Origin of the sequence: Pseudacidovorax sp. (assembly GCF_017991995.1) — a bacterium.
In the GTDB taxonomy this organism is placed as follows: Bacteria; Pseudomonadota; Gammaproteobacteria; order Burkholderiales; family Burkholderiaceae_C; genus Xenophilus.
In genome coordinates, this window is sequence record NZ_JAGOPN010000001.1 from 382108 (window position 1) to 400256 (window position 18149).

Annotated in this window: 14 protein-coding genes; 3 read left to right on the forward strand and 11 right to left on the reverse strand. The window is 69.5% G+C overall.

Translation table 11 applies throughout. The features are described from left to right. Positions 1-50 precede the first annotated feature (50 nt). Positions 51-1571 (reverse strand): aldehyde dehydrogenase, encoded by a 1521-nt coding sequence (adh, locus tag KBC94_RS01795; protein WP_294365672.1) that lies wholly within the window; start codon positions 1569-1571, stop codon positions 51-53. A gap of 284 nt (positions 1572-1855) precedes the next feature. On the opposite strand from adh, the gene KBC94_RS01800 reads away from it, so the two are divergent. Continuing rightward, positions 1856-2437, forward strand: coding sequence for an amino acid synthesis family protein (locus tag KBC94_RS01800; protein ID WP_294365674.1), 582 nt, complete (start codon positions 1856-1858; stop codon positions 2435-2437). 42 nt (positions 2438-2479) lie between these two features. Here KBC94_RS01800 and KBC94_RS01805 read toward each other — a convergent pair whose 3' ends face one another. Further along, a complete protein-coding gene (locus KBC94_RS01805; RefSeq protein ID WP_294365676.1) occupies positions 2480-3760 on the reverse strand; it encodes an amidohydrolase family protein in 1281 nt (426 codons plus the stop codon). A 145-nt stretch (positions 3761-3905) separates the two neighbouring features. Here KBC94_RS01805 and KBC94_RS01810 point away from each other — a divergent pair, with 145 nt between their 5' ends. Continuing rightward, the gene (locus KBC94_RS01810; protein ID WP_294365678.1) at positions 3906-4349 is read left to right on the forward strand and encodes a VOC family protein; all 444 of its coding nucleotides are present in this window, start codon (positions 3906-3908) and stop codon (positions 4347-4349) included. On the opposite strand, the gene KBC94_RS01815 is transcribed toward KBC94_RS01810, so the two are convergent. The 9 genes from KBC94_RS01815 to KBC94_RS01855 form a co-directional block, all read right to left on the reverse strand. After that, positions 4307-4909, reverse strand: a complete 603-nt coding sequence (locus tag KBC94_RS01815) for a GNAT family N-acetyltransferase (protein ID WP_294365679.1) — start codon at positions 4907-4909, stop codon at positions 4307-4309. The genes KBC94_RS01810 and KBC94_RS01815 overlap by 43 nt on opposite strands. A 49-nt stretch (positions 4910-4958) precedes the next feature. Continuing rightward, positions 4959-5882, reverse strand: coding sequence for an ABC transporter permease (locus KBC94_RS01820; RefSeq protein ID WP_294365680.1), 924 nt, complete (start codon positions 5880-5882; stop codon positions 4959-4961). After that, entirely contained in the window at positions 5879-6943 is a 1065-nt protein-coding gene (locus KBC94_RS01825) for an ABC transporter permease (protein ID WP_294365972.1), read from the reverse strand. The genes KBC94_RS01820 and KBC94_RS01825 overlap by 4 nt, the downstream gene beginning before the upstream one ends. A gap of 2 nt (positions 6944-6945) precedes the next feature. After that, positions 6946-8529 carry an ABC transporter ATP-binding protein gene (locus KBC94_RS01830; protein WP_294365681.1) on the reverse strand — a complete coding sequence of 528 codons (1584 nt, stop codon included), beginning with the start codon at positions 8527-8529 and terminating at the stop codon, positions 6946-6948. After that, on the reverse strand, positions 8517-9434 hold the full coding sequence (locus KBC94_RS01835; protein WP_294365683.1) for a 5'-methylthioadenosine/S-adenosylhomocysteine nucleosidase: 918 nt from the start codon (positions 9432-9434) through the stop codon (positions 8517-8519). Before KBC94_RS01835 ends, KBC94_RS01830 begins: the two co-directional genes overlap by 13 nt. A gap of 13 nt (positions 9435-9447) precedes the next feature. Next, positions 9448-10446, reverse strand: a complete 999-nt coding sequence (locus tag KBC94_RS01840) for a BMP family protein (RefSeq protein WP_234191901.1) — start codon at positions 10444-10446, stop codon at positions 9448-9450. A 282-nt stretch (positions 10447-10728) separates the two neighbouring features. Then, positions 10729-11364: a uracil phosphoribosyltransferase gene (gene upp, locus KBC94_RS01845; protein WP_294365685.1), complete on the reverse strand. Its 636-nt coding sequence runs from the start codon at positions 11362-11364 to the stop codon at positions 10729-10731. A 50-nt stretch (positions 11365-11414) separates the two neighbouring features. After that, positions 11415-12719: a URC4/urg3 family protein gene (locus KBC94_RS01850; protein WP_294365687.1), complete on the reverse strand. Its 1305-nt coding sequence runs from the start codon at positions 12717-12719 to the stop codon at positions 11415-11417. 14 nt (positions 12720-12733) lie between these two features. Beyond that, on the reverse strand, positions 12734-14014 hold the full coding sequence (locus KBC94_RS01855) for a GTP cyclohydrolase II (RefSeq protein WP_294365689.1): 1281 nt from the start codon (positions 14012-14014) through the stop codon (positions 12734-12736). A 143-nt stretch (positions 14015-14157) separates the two neighbouring features. Here KBC94_RS01855 and KBC94_RS01860 point away from each other — a divergent pair, with 143 nt between their 5' ends. After that, positions 14158-17859 (forward strand): PAS domain S-box protein, encoded by a 3702-nt coding sequence (locus KBC94_RS01860; protein WP_294365690.1) that lies wholly within the window; start codon positions 14158-14160, stop codon positions 17857-17859. Positions 17860-18149: the final 290 nt, after the last annotated feature.

Consider the following 18149-nt stretch of genomic DNA (forward strand, 5'->3'; position numbering starts at 1 on the left):
TGGACAGGTGTCACCTTAGGCCTGCCCCGGGCGGGGCAGGATGACCCATGTCAAAAGAAGCCCAAGGGCTGCTGGCTGTAGCTGACCAGCAGGTTCTTGGTCTGCTGGTAGTGGTCCAGCATCATCTTGTGCGTCTCGCGGCCGATGCCCGACTGCTTGTAGCCGCCGAAGGCCGCGTGCGCGGGATAGGCGTGGTAGCAGTTGGTCCACACGCGGCCGGCCTCGATGCCGCGGCCCATGCGGAAGGCGCGTGCGCCATCGCGCGTCCACACACCGGCGCCCAGGCCGAAGAGCGTGTCGTTGGCGATCTCCAGCGCCTCTTCCTCGGTCTTGAAGGTGGTGACCGACAGCACCGGGCCGAAGATCTCCTCCTGGAAGATGCGCATCTTGTTGTGGCCCTTGAAGACCGTGGGCTCTACGTAGTACCCGCCGGCAAGGCCCCCATCGAAGGCCTTGCGCGTGCCGCCGGTCAGGCATTGCGCGCCTTCCTGCAGGCCGATCTCGATGTACGACAGGATCTTGTCCAGCTGCTCCTGCGAGGCCTGGGCGCCGATCATGGTGGCCTTGTCCAGCGGGTTGCCCTGCTTGATGGCCTTGACGCGTTGGAGGGCTCGCTCCATGAAGGCGTCGTAGATCGACTCCTGGATGAGCGCACGGCTGGGGCAGGTGCAGACCTCGCCCTGGTTGAGGGCGAACATCGCAAAGCCTTCGAGCGCCTTGTCGAAGTAGCCGTCGTCGGCCGACATCACGTCCTCGAAGAAGATGTTGGGGCTCTTGCCGCCCAGCTCCAGCGTGACCGGGATCAGGTTCTGGCTGGCGTACTGCATGATCAGCTTGCCCACCGGCGTCGAACCGGTGAAGGCGATCTTGGCGATGCGCTTGCTGGTGGCCAGGGCCTTGCCGGCCTCGGTGCCGAAGCCGTTGACCACGTTCAGCACGCCCGGCGGCAGCAGGTCGCCAACGAGTTCCATCAGCACCAGGATCGAGGCGGGCGTCTGCTCGGCGGGCTTGAGCACGATGCAGTTGCCGGCGGCCAGCGCCGGGGCCAGCTTCCAGGCGGCCATCAGCAGCGGGAAGTTCCACGGAATGATCTGGCCGACGACGCCCAGCGGCTCGTGGAAGTGGTAGGCCATCGTGTCGTGGTCCACCTCGGCGATGCTGCCTTCCTGGGCGCGCACGCAGCTGGCGAAGTAGCGGAAATGGTCCACGGCCAGCGGCAGGTCGGCCGCCAACGTCTCGCGCAGCGGCTTGCCGTTGTCGATGGTCTCGGCCACGGCCAGGGTCAGCAGGTTGGCCTCCATGCGGTCGGCGATCCTGAGCAGCACGTTGGCGCGATCGGTGGCCGAGGTGCGGCCCCAGGCCTTCTTGGCGGCATGGGCGGCGTCCAGGGCGGCCTCGATGTCCTTGTCGTTGGAGCGCGGGATGGCGCAGAACACCTGGCCGTCGATGGGCGAGACGTTCTCGAAGTACTGCCCGTCCACCGGCGCCGCCCAGCGGCCGCCGATGTAGTTGCCGTACTGCTTCTTGAAGGGGTTGGCCACGCCGAGGTGGGCGATGTCTGCCATGTCCATGGTGCTTGTCTCCGGTTGGGTTGCCGCGCCGGGGTGGGCGGTGTGCTTGTGGGGCAAGCCATGTGCCAGCGCGGACGGCGCGGGTGTTTCTGGAAAAAAACCCTTCAAAGACAGCCACTTGGCTGCAAGTCGCCCGCCGGCGCGCAGCCGTGCCCTTGTTCGCCCGGTGTGCCGCAATGGCACAGCTGTGGCGTAGCGGCACACCCCGTGGCAGCATGGCGGGCTTCCTGCGGGGCGTCTCCGCGCCCGCGTCACGTCTTTCCCTCGCCTTCGGGCGCACTCCCATGTCCCTCATCCAGATCCGCAAGCGCGGCCTCACCATCGAGACCACCTACCACGAGGGCGGCCCGGCGCCCGCGCAGCCGCTGAAGCTGGCGGCCGCCTGCGCGGTGATCCAGAACCCCTATGCCGGCCGCTACGAAGCCGACCTGATGCCCTTCATGGCCGAGCTGCGCGCCCTGGGCACCGAGCTGGCCACGGAGCTTGTGGATGCCCTGGGCGGCAAGGACAAGGTCGAGGTCTACAGCAAGGCCGCCATCGTCGGCATCGACGGCGAGATGGAGCATGGCGCCGTCTGGCACGAGGCCGGCGGCTGGGCGATGCGCGAGGTGCTGGGCCAGCCCAAGGCCATGGTGCCGGCCAACAAGGCGGTGGCCGTGGCGGGCTACCGCCTGATGGTGCCGGTGCACTACATCCACGCCTCCTACGTCCGCAGTCACTTCAACAGCATCGAGGTCGGCATGCAGGACGCCCCGCGCCCGCGAGAGATCCTGTTCGCACTGGTGATGGGCACCGGCGGGCGCGTGCATTCGCGCCTGGGCGGGTTGCTCAAGGAGAACGTGGCTGTGAACGACGGCCAGCGCTGAGGCGCTGGCGTCGCGCGCGCGGTACCGGCCCGGCGCCGCGGCTCAGCTTCGCGCGGGCATGAAGGCCGTGGTGTCCGGGCGTCCTTCGACGAACAGCTGGGACGTCGCCGCTGGCGACTTCGCCAGCAGCCGGCCCTTGCGGTAGACCGCCAGCCGCGTGGCGCGCAGCCGGATCGCCTCCACCGGATCGCGCGCCTGCAGCAGCACGAAGCTGGCATCGCAGCCTGCCGCGATGCCGTAGCCCGGCAGGTGCATGAGGCGCGCCGCATTCGCGGTCACGGCCTCGAAGCACTGCTGGATGCCGGCTTGACTGGTCATCTGCGCCACATGCAGGCCCATGTGGGCCACCTCCAGCATGTCGCCCGAGCCCATGCCGTACCACGGGTCCATCACGCAGTCGTGGCCGAAGGCGACGTTCACGCCAGCCGCCATCAGCTCGGGCACGCGGGTCATGCCGCGGCGCTTGGGGTAGCTGTCGTGCCGGCCCTGCAGCGTGATGTTGATCAGCGGGTTGGCGATGACGCTGACGCCCGCCTCGGCGATCAGTGGCAGCAACTTGCTCACGTAGTAGTTGTCCATGCTGTGCATGGAGGTGCAGTGCGAGCCCGTCACGCGGCCCTGCAGCCCCAGGCGCTGCGCGTGGAAGGCCAGCGTCTCGATGTGGCGCGACAGCGGGTCGTCGGACTCGTCGCAGTGCATGTCGACCAGCTTGCCTTCTTCGGCGGCGATCTCGCACAGCAGGCGCACGCTCTCCGCACCGTCGGCCATGGTGCGCTCGAAATGCGGAATGCCGCCCACGATGTCCACGCCCTTGCGCAGCGCGCGGCGCAGGCTGTCGACGCCGCCGGCGGTGCGCAGCACGCCGTCCTGCGGAAAGGCCACCAGCTGCAGGTCGATGTAGGGCGCCACGCGGCGCCTGACCTCCAGCAGCGCATCGACGGCGAGCAGGCTGGGGTCGCTGGTGTCCACATGGCTGCGGATGGCCAGCAGGCCCTTGGCCGCCGCCCAGTCGCAGTAGGCGAGGGCGCGTTCGATCAGCGCCTCGGCCGTCAGCAGCGGCTTGAGCTCGCCCCACAGCGCGATGCCTTCGAGCAGCGTGCCGCTCTGGTTGACACGCGGCAGGCCGTAGCTGAGCGTGGCGTCCATGTGGAAATGCGGATCGCAGAAGGGCGGCGCCACCAGCAGGCCGCCGGCGTCCAGCGTCTCGTGGGCCGGCGAAGCGAGGCCGGTTGCCACCTCGACGATGCGGCCGTCCTGGACGGCGATGGACTGGCCGGTGCGGCCGTCGGGCAGGGTGGCGTGGGTGATGAGCAGGTCGAGCATGGGACGATCGGAAGACGGGGCGGGACAAGCGACGCAAGCGGCTTGCCAGCGTGGGCCCGGCTGTCGGATTCATGCAAGACAGCGCGGCGCGGGCTGCCTATTCTGGCCGGGCTTTCCTGCCCTCATTCACCCGGAGCATTCGACCATGCAGTTTGCCTATGCCATCTTCTACGTCCAGGACGTGGCCGCCACGCTCGACTTCTACGAGCGGGCTTTCGCTCAGCGCCGCCGCTTCCTCAGCCCCCAGGGCGACTACGGCGAGCTCGACACCGGCGGCACGGCCCTGGCCTTCGCCTCGCTCGGGCTGATGCGCAGCCTGGGCAAGTCGCCGCGGCCAGCCGAGCCTTCCGCACCGAGTGGCGAAATCGCCTTCACGACGACGGACGTTCCGGCGGCCGTCGAACGCGCCTTGGCCGCTGGCGCGTCGCTGGTGCGTGCGCCGCAGACCATGCCCTGGGGCCAGACCATCGCCTATGTGCACGACGCCGACGGTGTGTTGGTGGAGTTGTGCACGCCCGTGGCGCCGCCGTCGCCGGATCAGCCGTATCACGTCCACTGCCCTGGCCTGTCGCCCCGCGCGAGCCGGTAGAGCACGTGCCGCTGCAGCGGATGGCCTGCCGGCACGGCCGGATGGTCGAAGTCGTCCTCCTCGTCGTGCGTCATGCCCAGGCGTGCCATCAGCGTACGGCTGCGCTGGTTGGCGACCGCCGTGAAGGCGACGATCTCGTCCAGGCCGAGTTCGTCGAAGCCGACCTGCAGTGCCAGGGCTGCGGCCTCTGCGGCCAAGCCACGGCCCCACCACGGCCGTGCGAGCCGCCAGCCGATCTCGACGCAAGGCGCGAAGGGCAGGGGCCACGCCGGCTGGTTCAGGCCGCACAGGCCGATGAAGGGGCCGTCGGCACCGGCGGCCGCCAATTCCACGGCCCAGAAGCCCCAGCCCTGTGCATCGATCAGGGCCTGGCAGCGCTGCGCCATGGCATCGCTCGCGGCGCGGTCCATGGTCGAGAGGAACCAGGCCATCGTCTGCGCATCGGCGCTCATCGCGGCGAAAGGCGCCAGGTCCTCGGGCCGCCAGGGCCGCAGGCGCACGCGGGGGCCCTGGAGCCTGGCAGGGTCGATGGCGGTGCGCCGTGCGTCAGCCGTGGTCATGGAGCGAGCATACGGCGCGCCGCCGCTCGCCCATGCGGCGAAGGACTCATCAACGCTCGCCCTTGCGATAGGGCTTCATCAGGGCCTGCGGATAGCTGGCCTTGCGCGCCACGAGCACCAGCGCCAGGATCGACAGCGCATAAGGCAGCATCAGATAGACCTGATAGGGCAGGGCGGCATCGCCGGCCTGCTGCAGCCGCAGTTGCAGCGCATCGAAGAAGGCGAAGAGCAACGCACCCAGCAGCGCCTTGCCCGGCCGCCACGAGGCGAAGACCACCAGCGCCACGCAGATCCAGCCGCGGCCGTTGACCATGTTGAAGAAGAAGGCGTTGAAGGCCGACAGCGTGAGGAAGCTGCCCGCCACACCCATCAGGGCAGAACCGGCCACGATGGCGGCGGTGCGCGTGGCCGCCACCGACACGCCCTGGCTTTCTGCAGCCTGCGGGTTCTCGCCCACCATGCGCAGCGCAAGGCCTGCCGGCGTGCGGTAGAGCAGCCAGCCGACCAGCGGCACGAGCAGCAGGGCCAGCAGCGTCATCGGCGTCTGCGCATTCAGCACCGGGATCGGCAGCCAGTCCATGGGCGCGAAGGGCGTGACGGTCGGCGGCGTGCTCACCTTGGGAAAACTCACCCGGTAGCCGTAGTAGGACAGCGAGGTCGCCAGCAGCGTGATGCCCAGCCCGCACACATGCTGCGACAGCGCCAGGCCCACGGTGAGCCAGGCATGCAGCAGGCCGAAGGCAGCGCCCACCAGAGCGGCGACCACGACGCCCATCCACAGCGGCGCGCCGGCGTACACCGCCAGCCAGCCCCCAAAGGCGCCGGCCACCATGATCCCTTCGATCCCCAGGTTGAGCACGCCGGCCCGCTCGCACAGCAGCACGCCCAGCGTGCCCAGGATGAGTGGCGTCGCGATGCGCAGCAGGGCCACCCAGAAGGAAGCCTGCGCCACGATGTCGAACACCTCGCTCATCGCGACCACCTCAGCCGGAACTGCGTGAACAGCGCCGCCACCAGCACCGACAGCAGCGAGGCGGCCACGATCACATCGGCGATGTAGGTCGGCACGCCCACGGCGCGGCTCATCGAATCGGCGCCGACCAGCACGCCGGCCACGAACACGGCAGCCGCCACCACGCCCAGCGGATGCAGGCCCGCGAGCATGGCGATCACGATGCCGGTGTAGCCATAGCCGGGCGACATGTCGAGCGTGACATAGCTGGTGCGGCCCGCCACTTCGACCGCACCGGCCAAGCCGGCCAGTGCACCCGAGAGCAGGGCGGTGAGCACCACGGTGCGCGTGACCGGCACGCCGGCGAAGGCGGCGGCACGCGGATTGGCGCCCAGCGCGCGGATGTCGAAACCCAGCACCGTGTGCTTGAACAACAGCCACACGCCCACCGCCAGCACCAGCGCGCAGAGCAGGCCGCTGTGCACCCGCGTCTGCGGGATGAGCTTGGACAGCTCCAGGTCCGACTGCAACGCTACGCTCTGCGGCCAGCCCATGGCCGTCGGGTCTTTCATCGGCCCGTCGAGCAGGGCGCCGACGGCCAGCAGCACGATGAAGTTGAGCAGCAGCGTGGTCACCACCTCGTCCACGCCCAGTCGGCTCTTCATCAGCGCCGGGCCCAGGAGCAGCAGCGCGCCGGCCAGCGCGGCGACCAGGAACATCAGCGGCAGCAGCACGGCCACCGGCCATTCCAGGCCCGTGCCGTCATGCATCCCACCGATGGCGACGGCGGCCAAGGCGCCGGCATAGAGCTGGCCTTCGGCGCCGATGTTGAACAGCCGCGCCCGGAAGGCCACCGCCGCCGACAGGCCGGTGAGGATCAGCGGAATGGCCCGCGTCAGCGTCTCGCTCAGGGCGAAGACCGAGCCGAAGCCGCCGGAGAGCAGCAGCCCGTAGGTGCGGCCCACCGGTGCCCCGGCCCACAGCACCAGCAGGGCGCTGACCAGCAACGTGAAGGCCACTGCGCCCACGGGCGCCAGCACCAGCGCCGTGCGTGAGGGCTGGGTGCGTCGTTCGAGCCGCATCGTCATGCGGGCGTCCTTTCCGTTTCGCCGGCCATCGCCAGGCCGATGGCCTCGCGCGTCCAGGCCTCGGCCGGTCGCGTGGGCGTGAGGTGGCCGCCGTGCATCACGGCGACCTGATCACCCAGGGCCAGCACCTCGTCGAGATCGTCCGAGATCAGCAGCACCGCCGCGCCCGCGTCGCGCGCCGCGATCAACTGCCGCTGTACATAGGCTACGGCGCCGATGTCCAGGCCCCAGGTCGGCTGGTGCGCAACGATCAGCCGCGGCACCGCCATGGAGCCCGCATCGGGCGCGGTCAGTGCGCGCCCGAGGATGAGCTTCTGCATGTTGCCGCCCGACAGCGAGCGGGCCGGCACATCGAGTCCGCCGCCGCGCACGTCGAAGGCCTGCTGGATGCGCGCCGCATGGGCGCGTGCCGCCGCGCGGCGCACCCAGCGAAGGCCGGGCAGCAGCCGGCGCGAGAAGGCGGCCGTGCGCAGGCGCTCGGCCACCGCGTTCTCCCACACCGGCAGGTCGCCGACCACGCCGACGGCGTGGCGGTCTTCGGGGATGCGTGCCACACCTTGCGCCACCAGCCGAGCAGGCTGTGCCAGGAGCGGCGCACCGAGCAGATGGACCCGACCGGATCGCGCCTTGCGCGTGCCGCACAGCAGCTCGGCCAGCGCGACCTGTCCGTTGCCGGAGACGCCGGCAATCGCCGTGATCTGCCCCGCGCGCAGTGTCAGAGACACCTCGTGCAGCGCGCCGGCGCCACCTTCGGTGCTCACGCCGTCGAGCACGCACACCTCGGCGCCAGCGCCGGAGGCGGGCTGCCGCACCGGCGCCTCCACCGCATGGCCCACCATCCATTGCGCGAGCTGCGCCTGCGTGGTGTCGGCGGCGCGGGCCTCGGCCACCAGGCGGCCCTGGCGCAGCACGGCGACGCGGTGCGAGACGCGCAGCACCTCGCCCAGCTTGTGGCTGATGAAGATGATCGACAGCCCCTGCGCCACCATCTGGCCCAGCGTGTCGAACAGCGCCTCGCTCTCCTGCGGCGTGAGCACGGCGGTGGGCTCGTCCAGGATCAGGATGCGGGCGCCGCGGTACAGCGCCTTGAGGATCTCCACCCGCTGGCGTTCGCCGACCGACAGCGTGGCCACGCGCGCAACGGGCGACACCGGCAGGCCGAATCGCCGTGCCACCGCCTCCAGCCGCTCGCGCGCCGCCACGCGGCGGGTGAAAGGCTGCCACAGCGGCTCGCTGCCCATCACGATGTTGTCGAGCACGCTGAGGTTGTCGGCCAGCGTGAAGTGCTGGTGCACCATGCCGATGCCCGCCGCCAGCGCCGCCTGCGGATGGCCGGGCGGCAGGGGCTGGCCGAAGGCCTCGATCCGCCCCTCGTCGGCCACGTAATGGCCGAACAGGATGGACATCAGCGTGGACTTGCCGGCGCCGTTCTCGCCCAGCAGCGCCAGCACTTCGCCGGCCTGCAGGGTGAGCGAGATCGCGTCGTTGGCCACCAGCGGGCCGAAGCGCTTCGTGATGCCCGCCAGCCGCAGCACCGGCGTGCCGCCGGCCGCTTCGCCCACCGGGCTCAGGGCTTCCATTGCGCCAGGAAGGCCAGCAGCACCTGCGCCGAGTTGTCGGCCGCTAGGCGCATGAAGGTGCCCATTTCGTTGGCGCCCTCGCCACCGCCGGCCAGATCGCTGAGCGAGCGGAAGGCGAGGTAGGGCACGCCGTTGGCATGGGCCACCATGCCGACCGCCGCCGTCTCCATGTCGAGCACATTGGCCTGGAAAGTGGCGAAGGTGTATTCGCGAAAGGCCTTGTTGTCCATGAAGGCCTGGCCCGACACGCCGTTGCCGCCGACCACCAGGCGCGGCGCATGCCGGAGGCAGGTGCCGGCCGCACAGGCCGCCAGGTCCACCTTCATGGTGCGCGCCGCGGCCAGCATGCCCGGGTCCACCTCGAACCAGAAGCGCCGCGTGACCTGCGGCTGCGCCGCGGAGCGGAATTCCACCGGCCGCGGAAACATCATGCCGAAGTTGGGCAGCGTGGCGTCCTGGATGAAGGGCGGCTTCTCGTAGCGGCCGGGCGCGGCTTCCTTGGCCATCAGCACTTCAAGGTACTGGCCCCACTGGGCCGGCACCGTGACGTCCCCGATGGACAGGTTGGGATTGACGCCCCCGGCGATGCCGCTGAACACCACATGGCTGACCTTGAAGCGGTCCAGCGCCAGCTGCGTGTTCATGGTGGCGTTGGTCATGCTGATGCCCGACAGGAACAGCACCACCGGCCGCCCCTGCAGCGTGCCGGTGTGGAACTCCACACCGTTGATGCGCGTGGTGCGCGCGTCCTGCAGCTTCTGGCGCAGCAGCACCAGCTCAGGCTCGAAGGCCGACATGACCGCGATGCGCGGGGTGTCGGCAACAGGGGGCGGCCCCATGCCGGCACAGCCGGCGAGGGCGGCGCTGGCCGCCAGGGCCAGCAGGAATCGGCGGAAGCTGTTCATGCGGCCAGGGGCCTCACTTGGACGACTTGGGCTGGCGGTCGTCGATCTTGACGCTGTACTTGCCCGACAGGATCTCCGCCTCGCGCGCCTTGACCTTGGCGACCAGATCGGCCGGCACCTTCTTTTCGAAGGTGCCCAGCGGGGAGAGCTCGGAACCCTTGTATTGCATCTGCGAGTAGGGGCCGTAGTCCTCGGCCTTGAACTGGGCGTCCTTGACCAGCTTGATGGCGCGGTCGACGGAGGGCTCCATGTTCCACAGCGCCGACACCACCACCGTGTCGGGGTACTGGGGCTGCGTGTTGATCACGTTGCCGATGGCCAGCACCTTGCGCTCCTTGGCCGCGTCGCTCACGCCGAAGCGCTCGGCGTACATGATGTCCGCGCCCTTGTCGATCATGGCGAAGGCGGCCTCCTTGGCCTTGGGCGGATCGAACCAGCTGTTGATGAAGCTCACGCTGAACTCCACCTTGGGGTTCACTTCCTTGGCGCCGGCCATGAAGGCGTTCATCAGCCGGTTGACCTCGGGAATGGGAAAGCCGCCGACCATGCCGATCTTGTTCGACTTGGTCATGCCGCCAGCGATCATGCCGGTGAGGTAGGCGGGCTCCTGGATGTAGTTGTCGAAGACGCTGAAGTTGGGCGCCTGCGGCTTGCCGGAGGAGCCCATCAGGAACATGGTCTTGGGGAAGTCCTTGGCCACCTTGCGGGCCGCGGCCTCGACGGCGAAGGCCTCGCCCAGGATCAGCTGGTTGCCGGCGGTGGCGTATTCGCGCAGCACGCGCTCGTAGTCGGCGTTGGCCACGTTCTCGGTGGCCTTGTACTCGATCTCGCCGCGGGCCTCGGCCGCCTTGAGTGCCTTGTGGATGCGGCCCACCCATTGCTGCTCGAAGGGCACGGTGTAGACCGCGGCCACCTTGAGCTTGGACTGGGCGAACGCGAACTGCGGCAACCCGACCGCGACAAGCCCCGCCAGGGCGGCGGCACTCAGGATCAGGGGACGGCGCTGGATCATCTTTCTCACTCCTCGTTGATGGGTGTTGGACAAGCAGGATTGGTGCCGGGGCTGCAGCCAGGCACGGCGGGCGATTCGCACGACCAGGACAACCGGGCCACCCGGCGCCCATGCGGCAAGGAACACCAGCTTCGCCCGACACGCCGCCCCGCACTTAGACAGAAGGCCGCGGAGCAGGCCACGCCAGCAACACGCGCGGAACCGGCTTTGCCGGGCCGCTGCGTGTGCCCCCGGAGGGGGTTGGCGGAGCGGGCCCCAGCCCGCGCAGCCTGGGGGCGAGCTCTACTTCGTACCGAAGATCCGGTCGCCCGCGTCGCCCAGACCCGGCAGGATGTAGCCATGCTCATTGAGTTGCCGGTCGATGGCCGCGGTGTACACCGGCACATCCGGATGCGCCTCGTACATGGTCTTCAGGCCTTCGGGGCAGGTCAGCAGGCAGACGAACTTGATGGACTTGGGCGACAGCTCCTTCAGGCGCTCCACCGCCGCCACGGCCGAATTGCCGGTGGCCAGCATCGGGTCGACCACCACGATGTCGCGCTCGTCCATGCCGCTGGGCATCTTGAAGTAGTACTCGACGGCCGTGAGCGTCTTGGGGTCGCGGTACAGGCCGATGTGGCCGACGCGCGCCCCGGGCACCACGCTGAGCATGCCGTCCAGGATGCCCGTGCCGGCGCGCAGGATCGACACGAACACCAGCTTCTTGCCGTCGATCACCTGGCCGCGCGTCACTTCGAGCGGCGTCTCGATCTCGATCTCCGAGGTCGGGATGTCCCGCGTCACCTCATAGGCCATCAGCGAGGCCAGTTCGTTGAGCAGGCGGCGGAAGCTGTTGGTCGAGGCGTCCTTGCGGCGCATGAGCGTGAGCTTGTGCTGGACGAGCGGATGGGTGACCAGGTGAGCGTTGGGCGTCGTCATGAATCGTTCTTGTCAAAAACAGAAGGCGTGCGATGGTAGAGGAGGCGGGCTCAGAACACCGTGCCGTCGCTCTCGATGCGCAGCGGGGGCAGGCCATGGCGCAGGCGCTGGGCCACGGCCCGGCCGGCCGCCCAGGTGCCGCCTTCGAGGATGCAGGCCAGCGGCATCTCCTCGGCGCTGCGGCCGACGTGGCGACGCACGATGGGTGCCAGCTCATCGAGCAGTGCCACGGTCAGGGCGCGCCATTCGACGATGAATTCGTCGCCGACCTGCCAAGTGCGTTCGAGCAGGGCCGCATCGCGCGGCACGATCACGCCGGTGTCCAGCAGCAGGCCGCCATTGCGGTACTCGGGCAGGGCGGTGAGGGCGTCCAGTCCTTCGACCTTCACGCCCGCCCACTCGAAGGGCTCGATCAGCGAATAGGTGAGCCACTGCGACAGCTTGTGGAAGGGTACCCAGCCGTGGGTGCGGCCCTCGCCGCCGACCGCGCTGTGCGCCCAGCAGTCGCCCAGGGCCAGCGCCGGCTCGCCCGGGCCGGGCAGGGCGGTGGGGTGGCGATGCAGGTAATTGGCCGAGGGCCAGATGGCCGAGAGCGAATCCAGCAGCAGCGTGAGGATGGCGTGCACCTGCACCGTCGCGGTGGGCGGGACCGCCACGCCTTCGGGCGCGATGAGCATGTCGAACAACCCGCCGGGCCGCTGCACCTCGGTGCCGAAGACGGCCGGCTGCTCGGCCAGCACCTCACCCAGGCGGCGCAGCAGCGTGACCCGGCCGTCCAGGCCGACCAGCGGGTTGTCGCTGCGCACCTGGAAGGCTTGCGCCAGACGGTCGGTCACCAGGGCACGCAGGCCGGCGGCATCGGCCTGCAAAGGGCGATCCGGGTCAGAAGAAAACAGTCCGGCCTTGAAGGCATGGAAGCTGGCCACGCCCAGGCCCTCGGAACGGGTGAAGCGCTGGTCGGACGCCGACTCGTGGTAGGCCCAGTCGGCACCGGCGCCCGCATCCAGCAGCACGCTCACCACGGCGAGATCGATGCGCGCCTTGGCCTTCTCGCGGGGCGTCGCATGTTCGCCCAGCAGATGATCGAGTTCGGCCGCCCGGTCGACGCCGCCCGCCTCGAAATGCCGCCAGCGGCTGTGGTACGGGATCGGCCGCCACGCGTAGCGCGCCTGGGTGACCTGGGCCACTTCACGCGCCGCATCGTCCAGGCTCGTCTCGTCGCCGATGGTGAAGAAGGCCGATTCGCCGCGGCGCGCGCGGGCCAGCAGTTCGGCCGCGCGCTCGCGCACGGCGACCGTCGTGCGCAGCCAGGCGACGGCGGCCTCGGGTTGGTTGAGGTCGGTGGCGGGAAGCACGTGTTGGCTGTCCGTCATTCGCCCAGCCCCCGCCCGCGGGTGGCCTTGAGTTCATCGGCACCGGGCACCTTGCCGGGTGTGAAATAGCCGGCCGCCATCTTGGCGTCGATCTCGACCCGGGCATCCGCCGGGATGAGGTCGTCGGGGATGTTGACGCGCTCGCCCACTTCGATGCCCGAGCCGGTGATGGCGTCGTATTTCATGTTGCTCATGGAGACCAGCCGGTGGATCTTGCGGATGCCCAGCCAGTGCAGCACGTCGGGCATCAGCTCCTGGAAGCGCATGTCCTGCACGCCGGCCACGCATTCGGTGCGGGCGAAGTACTGGTCGGCGGTGTCGCCGCCCACCTGGCGCTTGCGGGCGTTGTAGACCAGGAACTTGGTGACCTCGCCCAGCGCCCGGCCTTCCTTGCGCGCATAGGAGATCAGTCCCACGCCGCCGCGTTGCGCGCCCTGGATGCATTCCTCGATGGCGTGCGTGAGATAGGGGCGGCAGGTGCAGATGTCGGAGCCGAACACGTCCGAGCCATTGCATTCATCGTGCACACGGGCGGTGAGTTCGACCTCGGGGTTGGCCAGGTCGCGCGGGTTGCCGAAGATGTAGATCGTCTGCCCGCCGATGGGTGGCAGGAAGACTTCGAGGTCGGAGCGCGTGACGAGCTCGGGATACATGCCGCCCGTCTCCTCGAAGAGCACGCGCCGCAGGTCGGTCTCGGAACAGCCGAATCGTCGGGCCACGCCCGGCAGCCACCAGACCGGCTCGATGGCCGCCTTGGTGACCAGCGCGGCGCCACCGGCAGTCAGGAACTTGCCGTCGGCCTTCAGGCGGCCCTTCTGCAGCGCGTCGATCACCTCGGGCAGGATCACATGCGCCTTGGTGACGGCGATGGTGGGCCGGATGTCGTAGCCCGCGCCCAGTTCCTGCGCGAAGACGTCGGAGACGACGGCGCCCCAGGGGTCCATCGACACGATCTTGCCCGGCTCGCTCCATTGCGGATAGGGCCCGATCGCGTCGGTCGGCGACGTGTTGGTGAGGTCGGCACGGTGCTCGCGCTTGAGCGCCCCCGCGGCCACGGCCAGTGCGCGGTAGACGCTGTAGCTGCCGCTGTGGGTGCCGATCACGTTGCGGTGGGCGCGCTTGGTCGTAGTGCCCACGACCGGTCCGCGTTCGGCCGGGGTGGCCGCGTCCCAGTGGATGGGCAGCGAGCCCAGGCCGCCGGCATGCGAGGTCAGGCGGATGTGCTGGCGGGAGGAGGGTGAGGTGGCAGGGGGAGACGTGGTGCTGTCTACAGACATTGCAGGCCCTCAAAAATGTCAATGTAGCGAGGGGTCGGACCGCTGGCAAGAAAAGAGGGCATGCGCCGCGTCCTCCCCCAAATAGCCGAGACGCAGGAGGGCGGACAGGCTTGGGTTACTTTCTGCAATATAGTGAAAAAGCCATGTCGTGGTTCTCCTCTGCCGGCTTTGCTGCCGAGCCTCTGCTCTGGCGCCTTCACGATGCGCGGCTGGTCGGCCTGTCGGTGGTCCTGGCCATCCTGTCTTCCATCCTGGCGGTGCACATGGCATCGCTGGGCTGGCGCGCGCGACATGCCGGCATCCGCCATCTGAGCGCGGCCGGTGGCGCGCTGGCCATGGCCTGCGGCATCTGGGCGATGCATTTCATCGGCATGCTGGCCTTTGCCTTGTGCGCCGCGGCCCCGATCGGGCTGGGCATGACGGCGCTGTCGCTGCTGCCTGCGCTGGGCGCTTGCTGGGTGGCCATGCTGCTGCTTACGCGCGCGCATCTGGGCCGGGCGGCCATTGCCTGGGGCGGGGTGGCGGTGGGCGCGGGCATCGGCGCCATGCACCATGCCGGCATGGCCGCCTCGGCGGCCATGGTGGGCATGCGCCACGATCCCGGCTTGACCGCCTTCTCCCTGGTGCTGGCTGTGCTGCTGGCCACGCTGGCGCTGTGGGTCTATGCCCGCCTGCGCATGCAGGCGCAGGACCGGCCCTGGCGGGTGGCGGCCGTCGCGGGGTCGGTGCTGGGCCTGGCCATCCTCGCCATGCATTACACGGCGATGGCAGCGCTGCACTTCGACGGCGTCGCCATCGACGGCGTCCCTGAGGGGCGGCACACGCTGCTGGTGGTGGCCATTGCCGGGTTCGTGGCCCTGATCGGCCTGCTGGCGGTGGCGCTGCAGGTGGGGCTGCGCCAGCGTCATCTGCTGGAGCAGGTGCGCCGCAGCGAGTCGCGCCTGCGCGCCCTGGTGGACACGGCGGTGGACGGCATCGTGATGATCGACGCGCGCGGCACCATTCAATCGTTCAATGGCGCCGCCGAGCGCCTGCTGGGCTGGCGGGCCGACGAGGTGGTCGGCCGCAACATCGCGATGCTGATGCCCGAACCGCATCGCGGGGGCCATGACGGCTACCTGGACCGCTACATGAAGACGGGCCTGGCCAACATCATCGGCGTGGGCCGCGAGGTGGAAGCTCGCGACAAGCAAGGGCGGCTGCTGCCGGTCCGCCTGGCCGTGGGCCGGGCAGAGCTCCAGGACGAGGCGCTGTTCGTCGGCTTTCTCACCGACATCCGCGAGCGGCGGGACATGGAGCTGTCGCTTCGCCGCAGCGAAGAACAGTTCCGCTCGCTCATCGCCAACATTCCCGGCGTGACCTTCCGCTGCCGCTTTGCCCGCGACTGGCGCATGCTGTTCATCAGCGACGCCGTGGAGGGCCTGTGCGGCTTCCCGGCGGAGGACTTCCTGGCCGGGCGCATCAGCTATGCGGACCTGATGCACCCGGACGATGTCAAGCGCATCTGGCAGCAGGTCGGCCAGGCGCTCGCCCAGGACCGCTCCTACCACGTCGAATATCGCCTGCGGCACCGCAGCGGCCGGTTGCGCTGGGTGTCGGAAACCGGCCGGGGCGTGCGCGGCAATGATGGTGAGATCCAGTGGATCGACGGGGTGATGGTCGACAACACGGCGCTGCGCGCGCGCAACGCCGAGTACGAGGGCATCGTCAACGCCATCGGGCGCGCCCAGGGCATGGTCGAGCTGGACCTGGATGGACGCATCCTGCGTGCCAACGACCTGTTCCTGCGCCTGGTCGGCTACACCATGGAAGAGCTGCGCGGCCAGCCCCATGCGGTGCTGTGCCGGCCCGAAGAGGTCCAGAGCGCCGACTATGCCGAGCGTTGGCGGCGGCTGCGCGCCGGCGAGCAGCAAAGCGGCGAATATGCCCGCATCACCCGGGACGGACGGGAGGTGTGGCTGCACAGCTTCTACAACCCGATCCTTGATGCCGAGGGGCGGCCCTTCAAGATCCTCAAGCTGGCGGCGGACCTGAGCGAGCGGCGCCTGATGGAGCAGGCCCTGCGCGACGCCAAGGAACGCGCCGAATCCGCCGCGGCGGCGCGCAGCAGCTTCCTGGCCAACATGAGCCACGAGATCCGCACGCCGATGAACGCCATCATCGGCTTCTCGGAGGTGCTGCTCGATTCGCCGCTCGACGCCAGCCAGCGCCGCCACCTGAGCACCATCCACCAGGCCTCGCATTCGATGCTGCGGCTGCTCAACGAGGTGCTCGACACGGCCAAGCTGGAGAAGGGCGCGATGACGCTGATGGAGGAGGACTTCTCCCTGCGCGCGCTGTGCGACCAGGTGGTCGCATCGATGCGCATCAGCGCGATCCGCAAGGGCCTTGACCTGGTCCTCGACTACCACCCGAGCGTTCCGCTGCACTTCCGCGGCGATGCGCTGCGGGTGCAGCAGGTGCTGCTCAACCTGCTGGGCAATGCCGTGAAGTTCACCGAACAGGGCAGGGTGGTGCTGCGCGTGCGCCATCACGGTGGCCAGCTCAGCCTCGAGGTGGAGGACACCGGCATCGGCATCGAGCAGGACATGCTGGAGCGCATCTTCGAACCCTTTGCCCAGGCCGACGCCTCGACGTCGCGGCGCTTCGGTGGCACGGGGTTGGGCACCACCATCTCGCGACAGCTGGCGCACCTGATGGGCGGCACCATCCGGGTAGCCAGCACGCCGGGGCGCGGCAGTGTGTTCACCGTGCGGCTGCCATTGCCGCTGGGCAGTCCCGCCGGATCGCCGGATGCGGCTGGAGGCGCAGACACGCCGCTGCAACTGCCCGCGCTGCGCGTGCTGGCCGTGGACGACGCGCCGAGCAACCTGGAGCTGCTGGAGATCCTGCTGGGCCGCGAGGGCCACCAGGTGGCACTGGCCGGGGGCGGCGAACAGGCGGTGCAGATCGCCGCGCGCGAGCGTTTCGACCTCATCCTCATGGACCTGCAGATGCCCGGCATGGACGGCCTGGAGGCCGCGCGTGCCATCCGCCGGGCCGAGCAGGCGGCGGCCGACCGGCACACGCCGATCATCGCCATGTCTGCGAGCGTGCTCGAGGCCGACCGCCTCGCGGCCGAGTCCGCAGGCATGGAGGGCTTTGCAGGCAAGCCCCTGGCGCCGGCGCAGCTCATGCGCGAGATGGCCCGCGTGCTGGGACTCGTCCTGGCCCCGGATCTGCCCGAGGCCGGCCATCCCGAGTCGCTGGCCATCGACTGGCATCGCGCACTGTCGCTGTGGCACCGGCCGGGACTGCTGCACGACGCGCTCGAACGCTTCCTGGCCGAGCAGCGCGCGACGCCGGGCAGGCTGATGCAGCTGGCGGACGACCAGGACTGGAAGGGCCTGGCCGCGCTGGCGCACCGGCTGGTCGGGGCGGCGGGGCATTTCGGTCTCAATACCCTGCAAGGATTGGCGGGTCGACTGGAGACTGCGGCCCTGGCCCAGGATCCCACGGGGTGCAGCCAGTGCATCGTGGCGCTGCCGGGCGAACTGCTGCACGCGGAACAGGCGCTGCGCGCCCAGCGCCTGCAATCGCCGGACGCGGTGTGGCTCAACGCCGCGAACGGCACCGATGTGCAACTGAACCTGGCGTGCGTGCTGGACCTGATCGCGCGCACCATCACGCTGCTGCGTGCAGGGGAATGGCCGGAGGTTCCATTTGGAGCGCTCTCTGCCTTGCTGCCTGCCGAAATGCTGGAGGATGCCAACGGCGCCATTGCCAATTTCGATTTCGAGCGCGGTCGCAGGGCCCTGGAGGTGCTGGCGGACCGGCTTCAGCGGGCCGCGCCGGTGGAAGGATGAGGCGCGCGGCCCAGCAGCTGTGTGCGAGAGCCAGCGGTTGCCGAGGCGGTCGCAGCGACGGCCCGGCCCAGGTCGAGGGCTGGGAACTCGGCGGTCTATCCGTCCGTTAGATATGCAATGTGCGTTATGTCAAATAACGTTGATGCCTGATGGGCAGCGATTGCGTGCCCCAGCGCGCTGGCCCTCGCTCCCCTCCTAGCCAACCTTCACCCTCATCTTCGGCTGCCCTCGGCCCAGCCGAGCGGCGCAAGAAAAAAGCGCCTCTGTGAGGCGCTTTGGGTCTCTGACGA

Coding starts and splice junctions, on each gene's coding strand:
- adh (WP_294365672.1), bottom strand. CDS start 1,571: ATGGACATGGCAGACATCGCCCACCTCGGCGTGGCCAACCCCTTCAAG.
- KBC94_RS01800 (WP_294365674.1), top strand. CDS start 1,856: ATGTCCCTCATCCAGATCCGCAAGCGCGGCCTCACCATCGAGACCACC.
- KBC94_RS01805 (WP_294365676.1), bottom strand. CDS start 3,760: ATGCTCGACCTGCTCATCACCCACGCCACCCTGCCCGACGGCCGCACC.
- KBC94_RS01810 (WP_294365678.1), top strand. CDS start 3,906: ATGCAGTTTGCCTATGCCATCTTCTACGTCCAGGACGTGGCCGCCACG.
- KBC94_RS01815 (WP_294365679.1), bottom strand. CDS start 4,909: ATGACCACGGCTGACGCACGGCGCACCGCCATCGACCCTGCCAGGCTC.
- KBC94_RS01820 (WP_294365680.1), bottom strand. CDS start 5,882: ATGAGCGAGGTGTTCGACATCGTGGCGCAGGCTTCCTTCTGGGTGGCC.
- KBC94_RS01825 (WP_294365972.1), bottom strand. CDS start 6,943: ATGCGGCTCGAACGACGCACCCAGCCCTCACGCACGGCGCTGGTGCTG.
- KBC94_RS01830 (WP_294365681.1), bottom strand. CDS start 8,529: ATGGAAGCCCTGAGCCCGGTGGGCGAAGCGGCCGGCGGCACGCCGGTG.
- KBC94_RS01835 (WP_294365683.1), bottom strand. CDS start 9,434: ATGAACAGCTTCCGCCGATTCCTGCTGGCCCTGGCGGCCAGCGCCGCC.
- KBC94_RS01840 (WP_234191901.1), bottom strand. CDS start 10,446: ATGATCCAGCGCCGTCCCCTGATCCTGAGTGCCGCCGCCCTGGCGGGG.
- upp (WP_294365685.1), bottom strand. CDS start 11,364: ATGACGACGCCCAACGCTCACCTGGTCACCCATCCGCTCGTCCAGCAC.
- KBC94_RS01855 (WP_294365689.1), bottom strand. CDS start 14,014: ATGTCTGTAGACAGCACCACGTCTCCCCCTGCCACCTCACCCTCCTCC.
- KBC94_RS01860 (WP_294365690.1), top strand. CDS start 14,158: ATGTCGTGGTTCTCCTCTGCCGGCTTTGCTGCCGAGCCTCTGCTCTGG.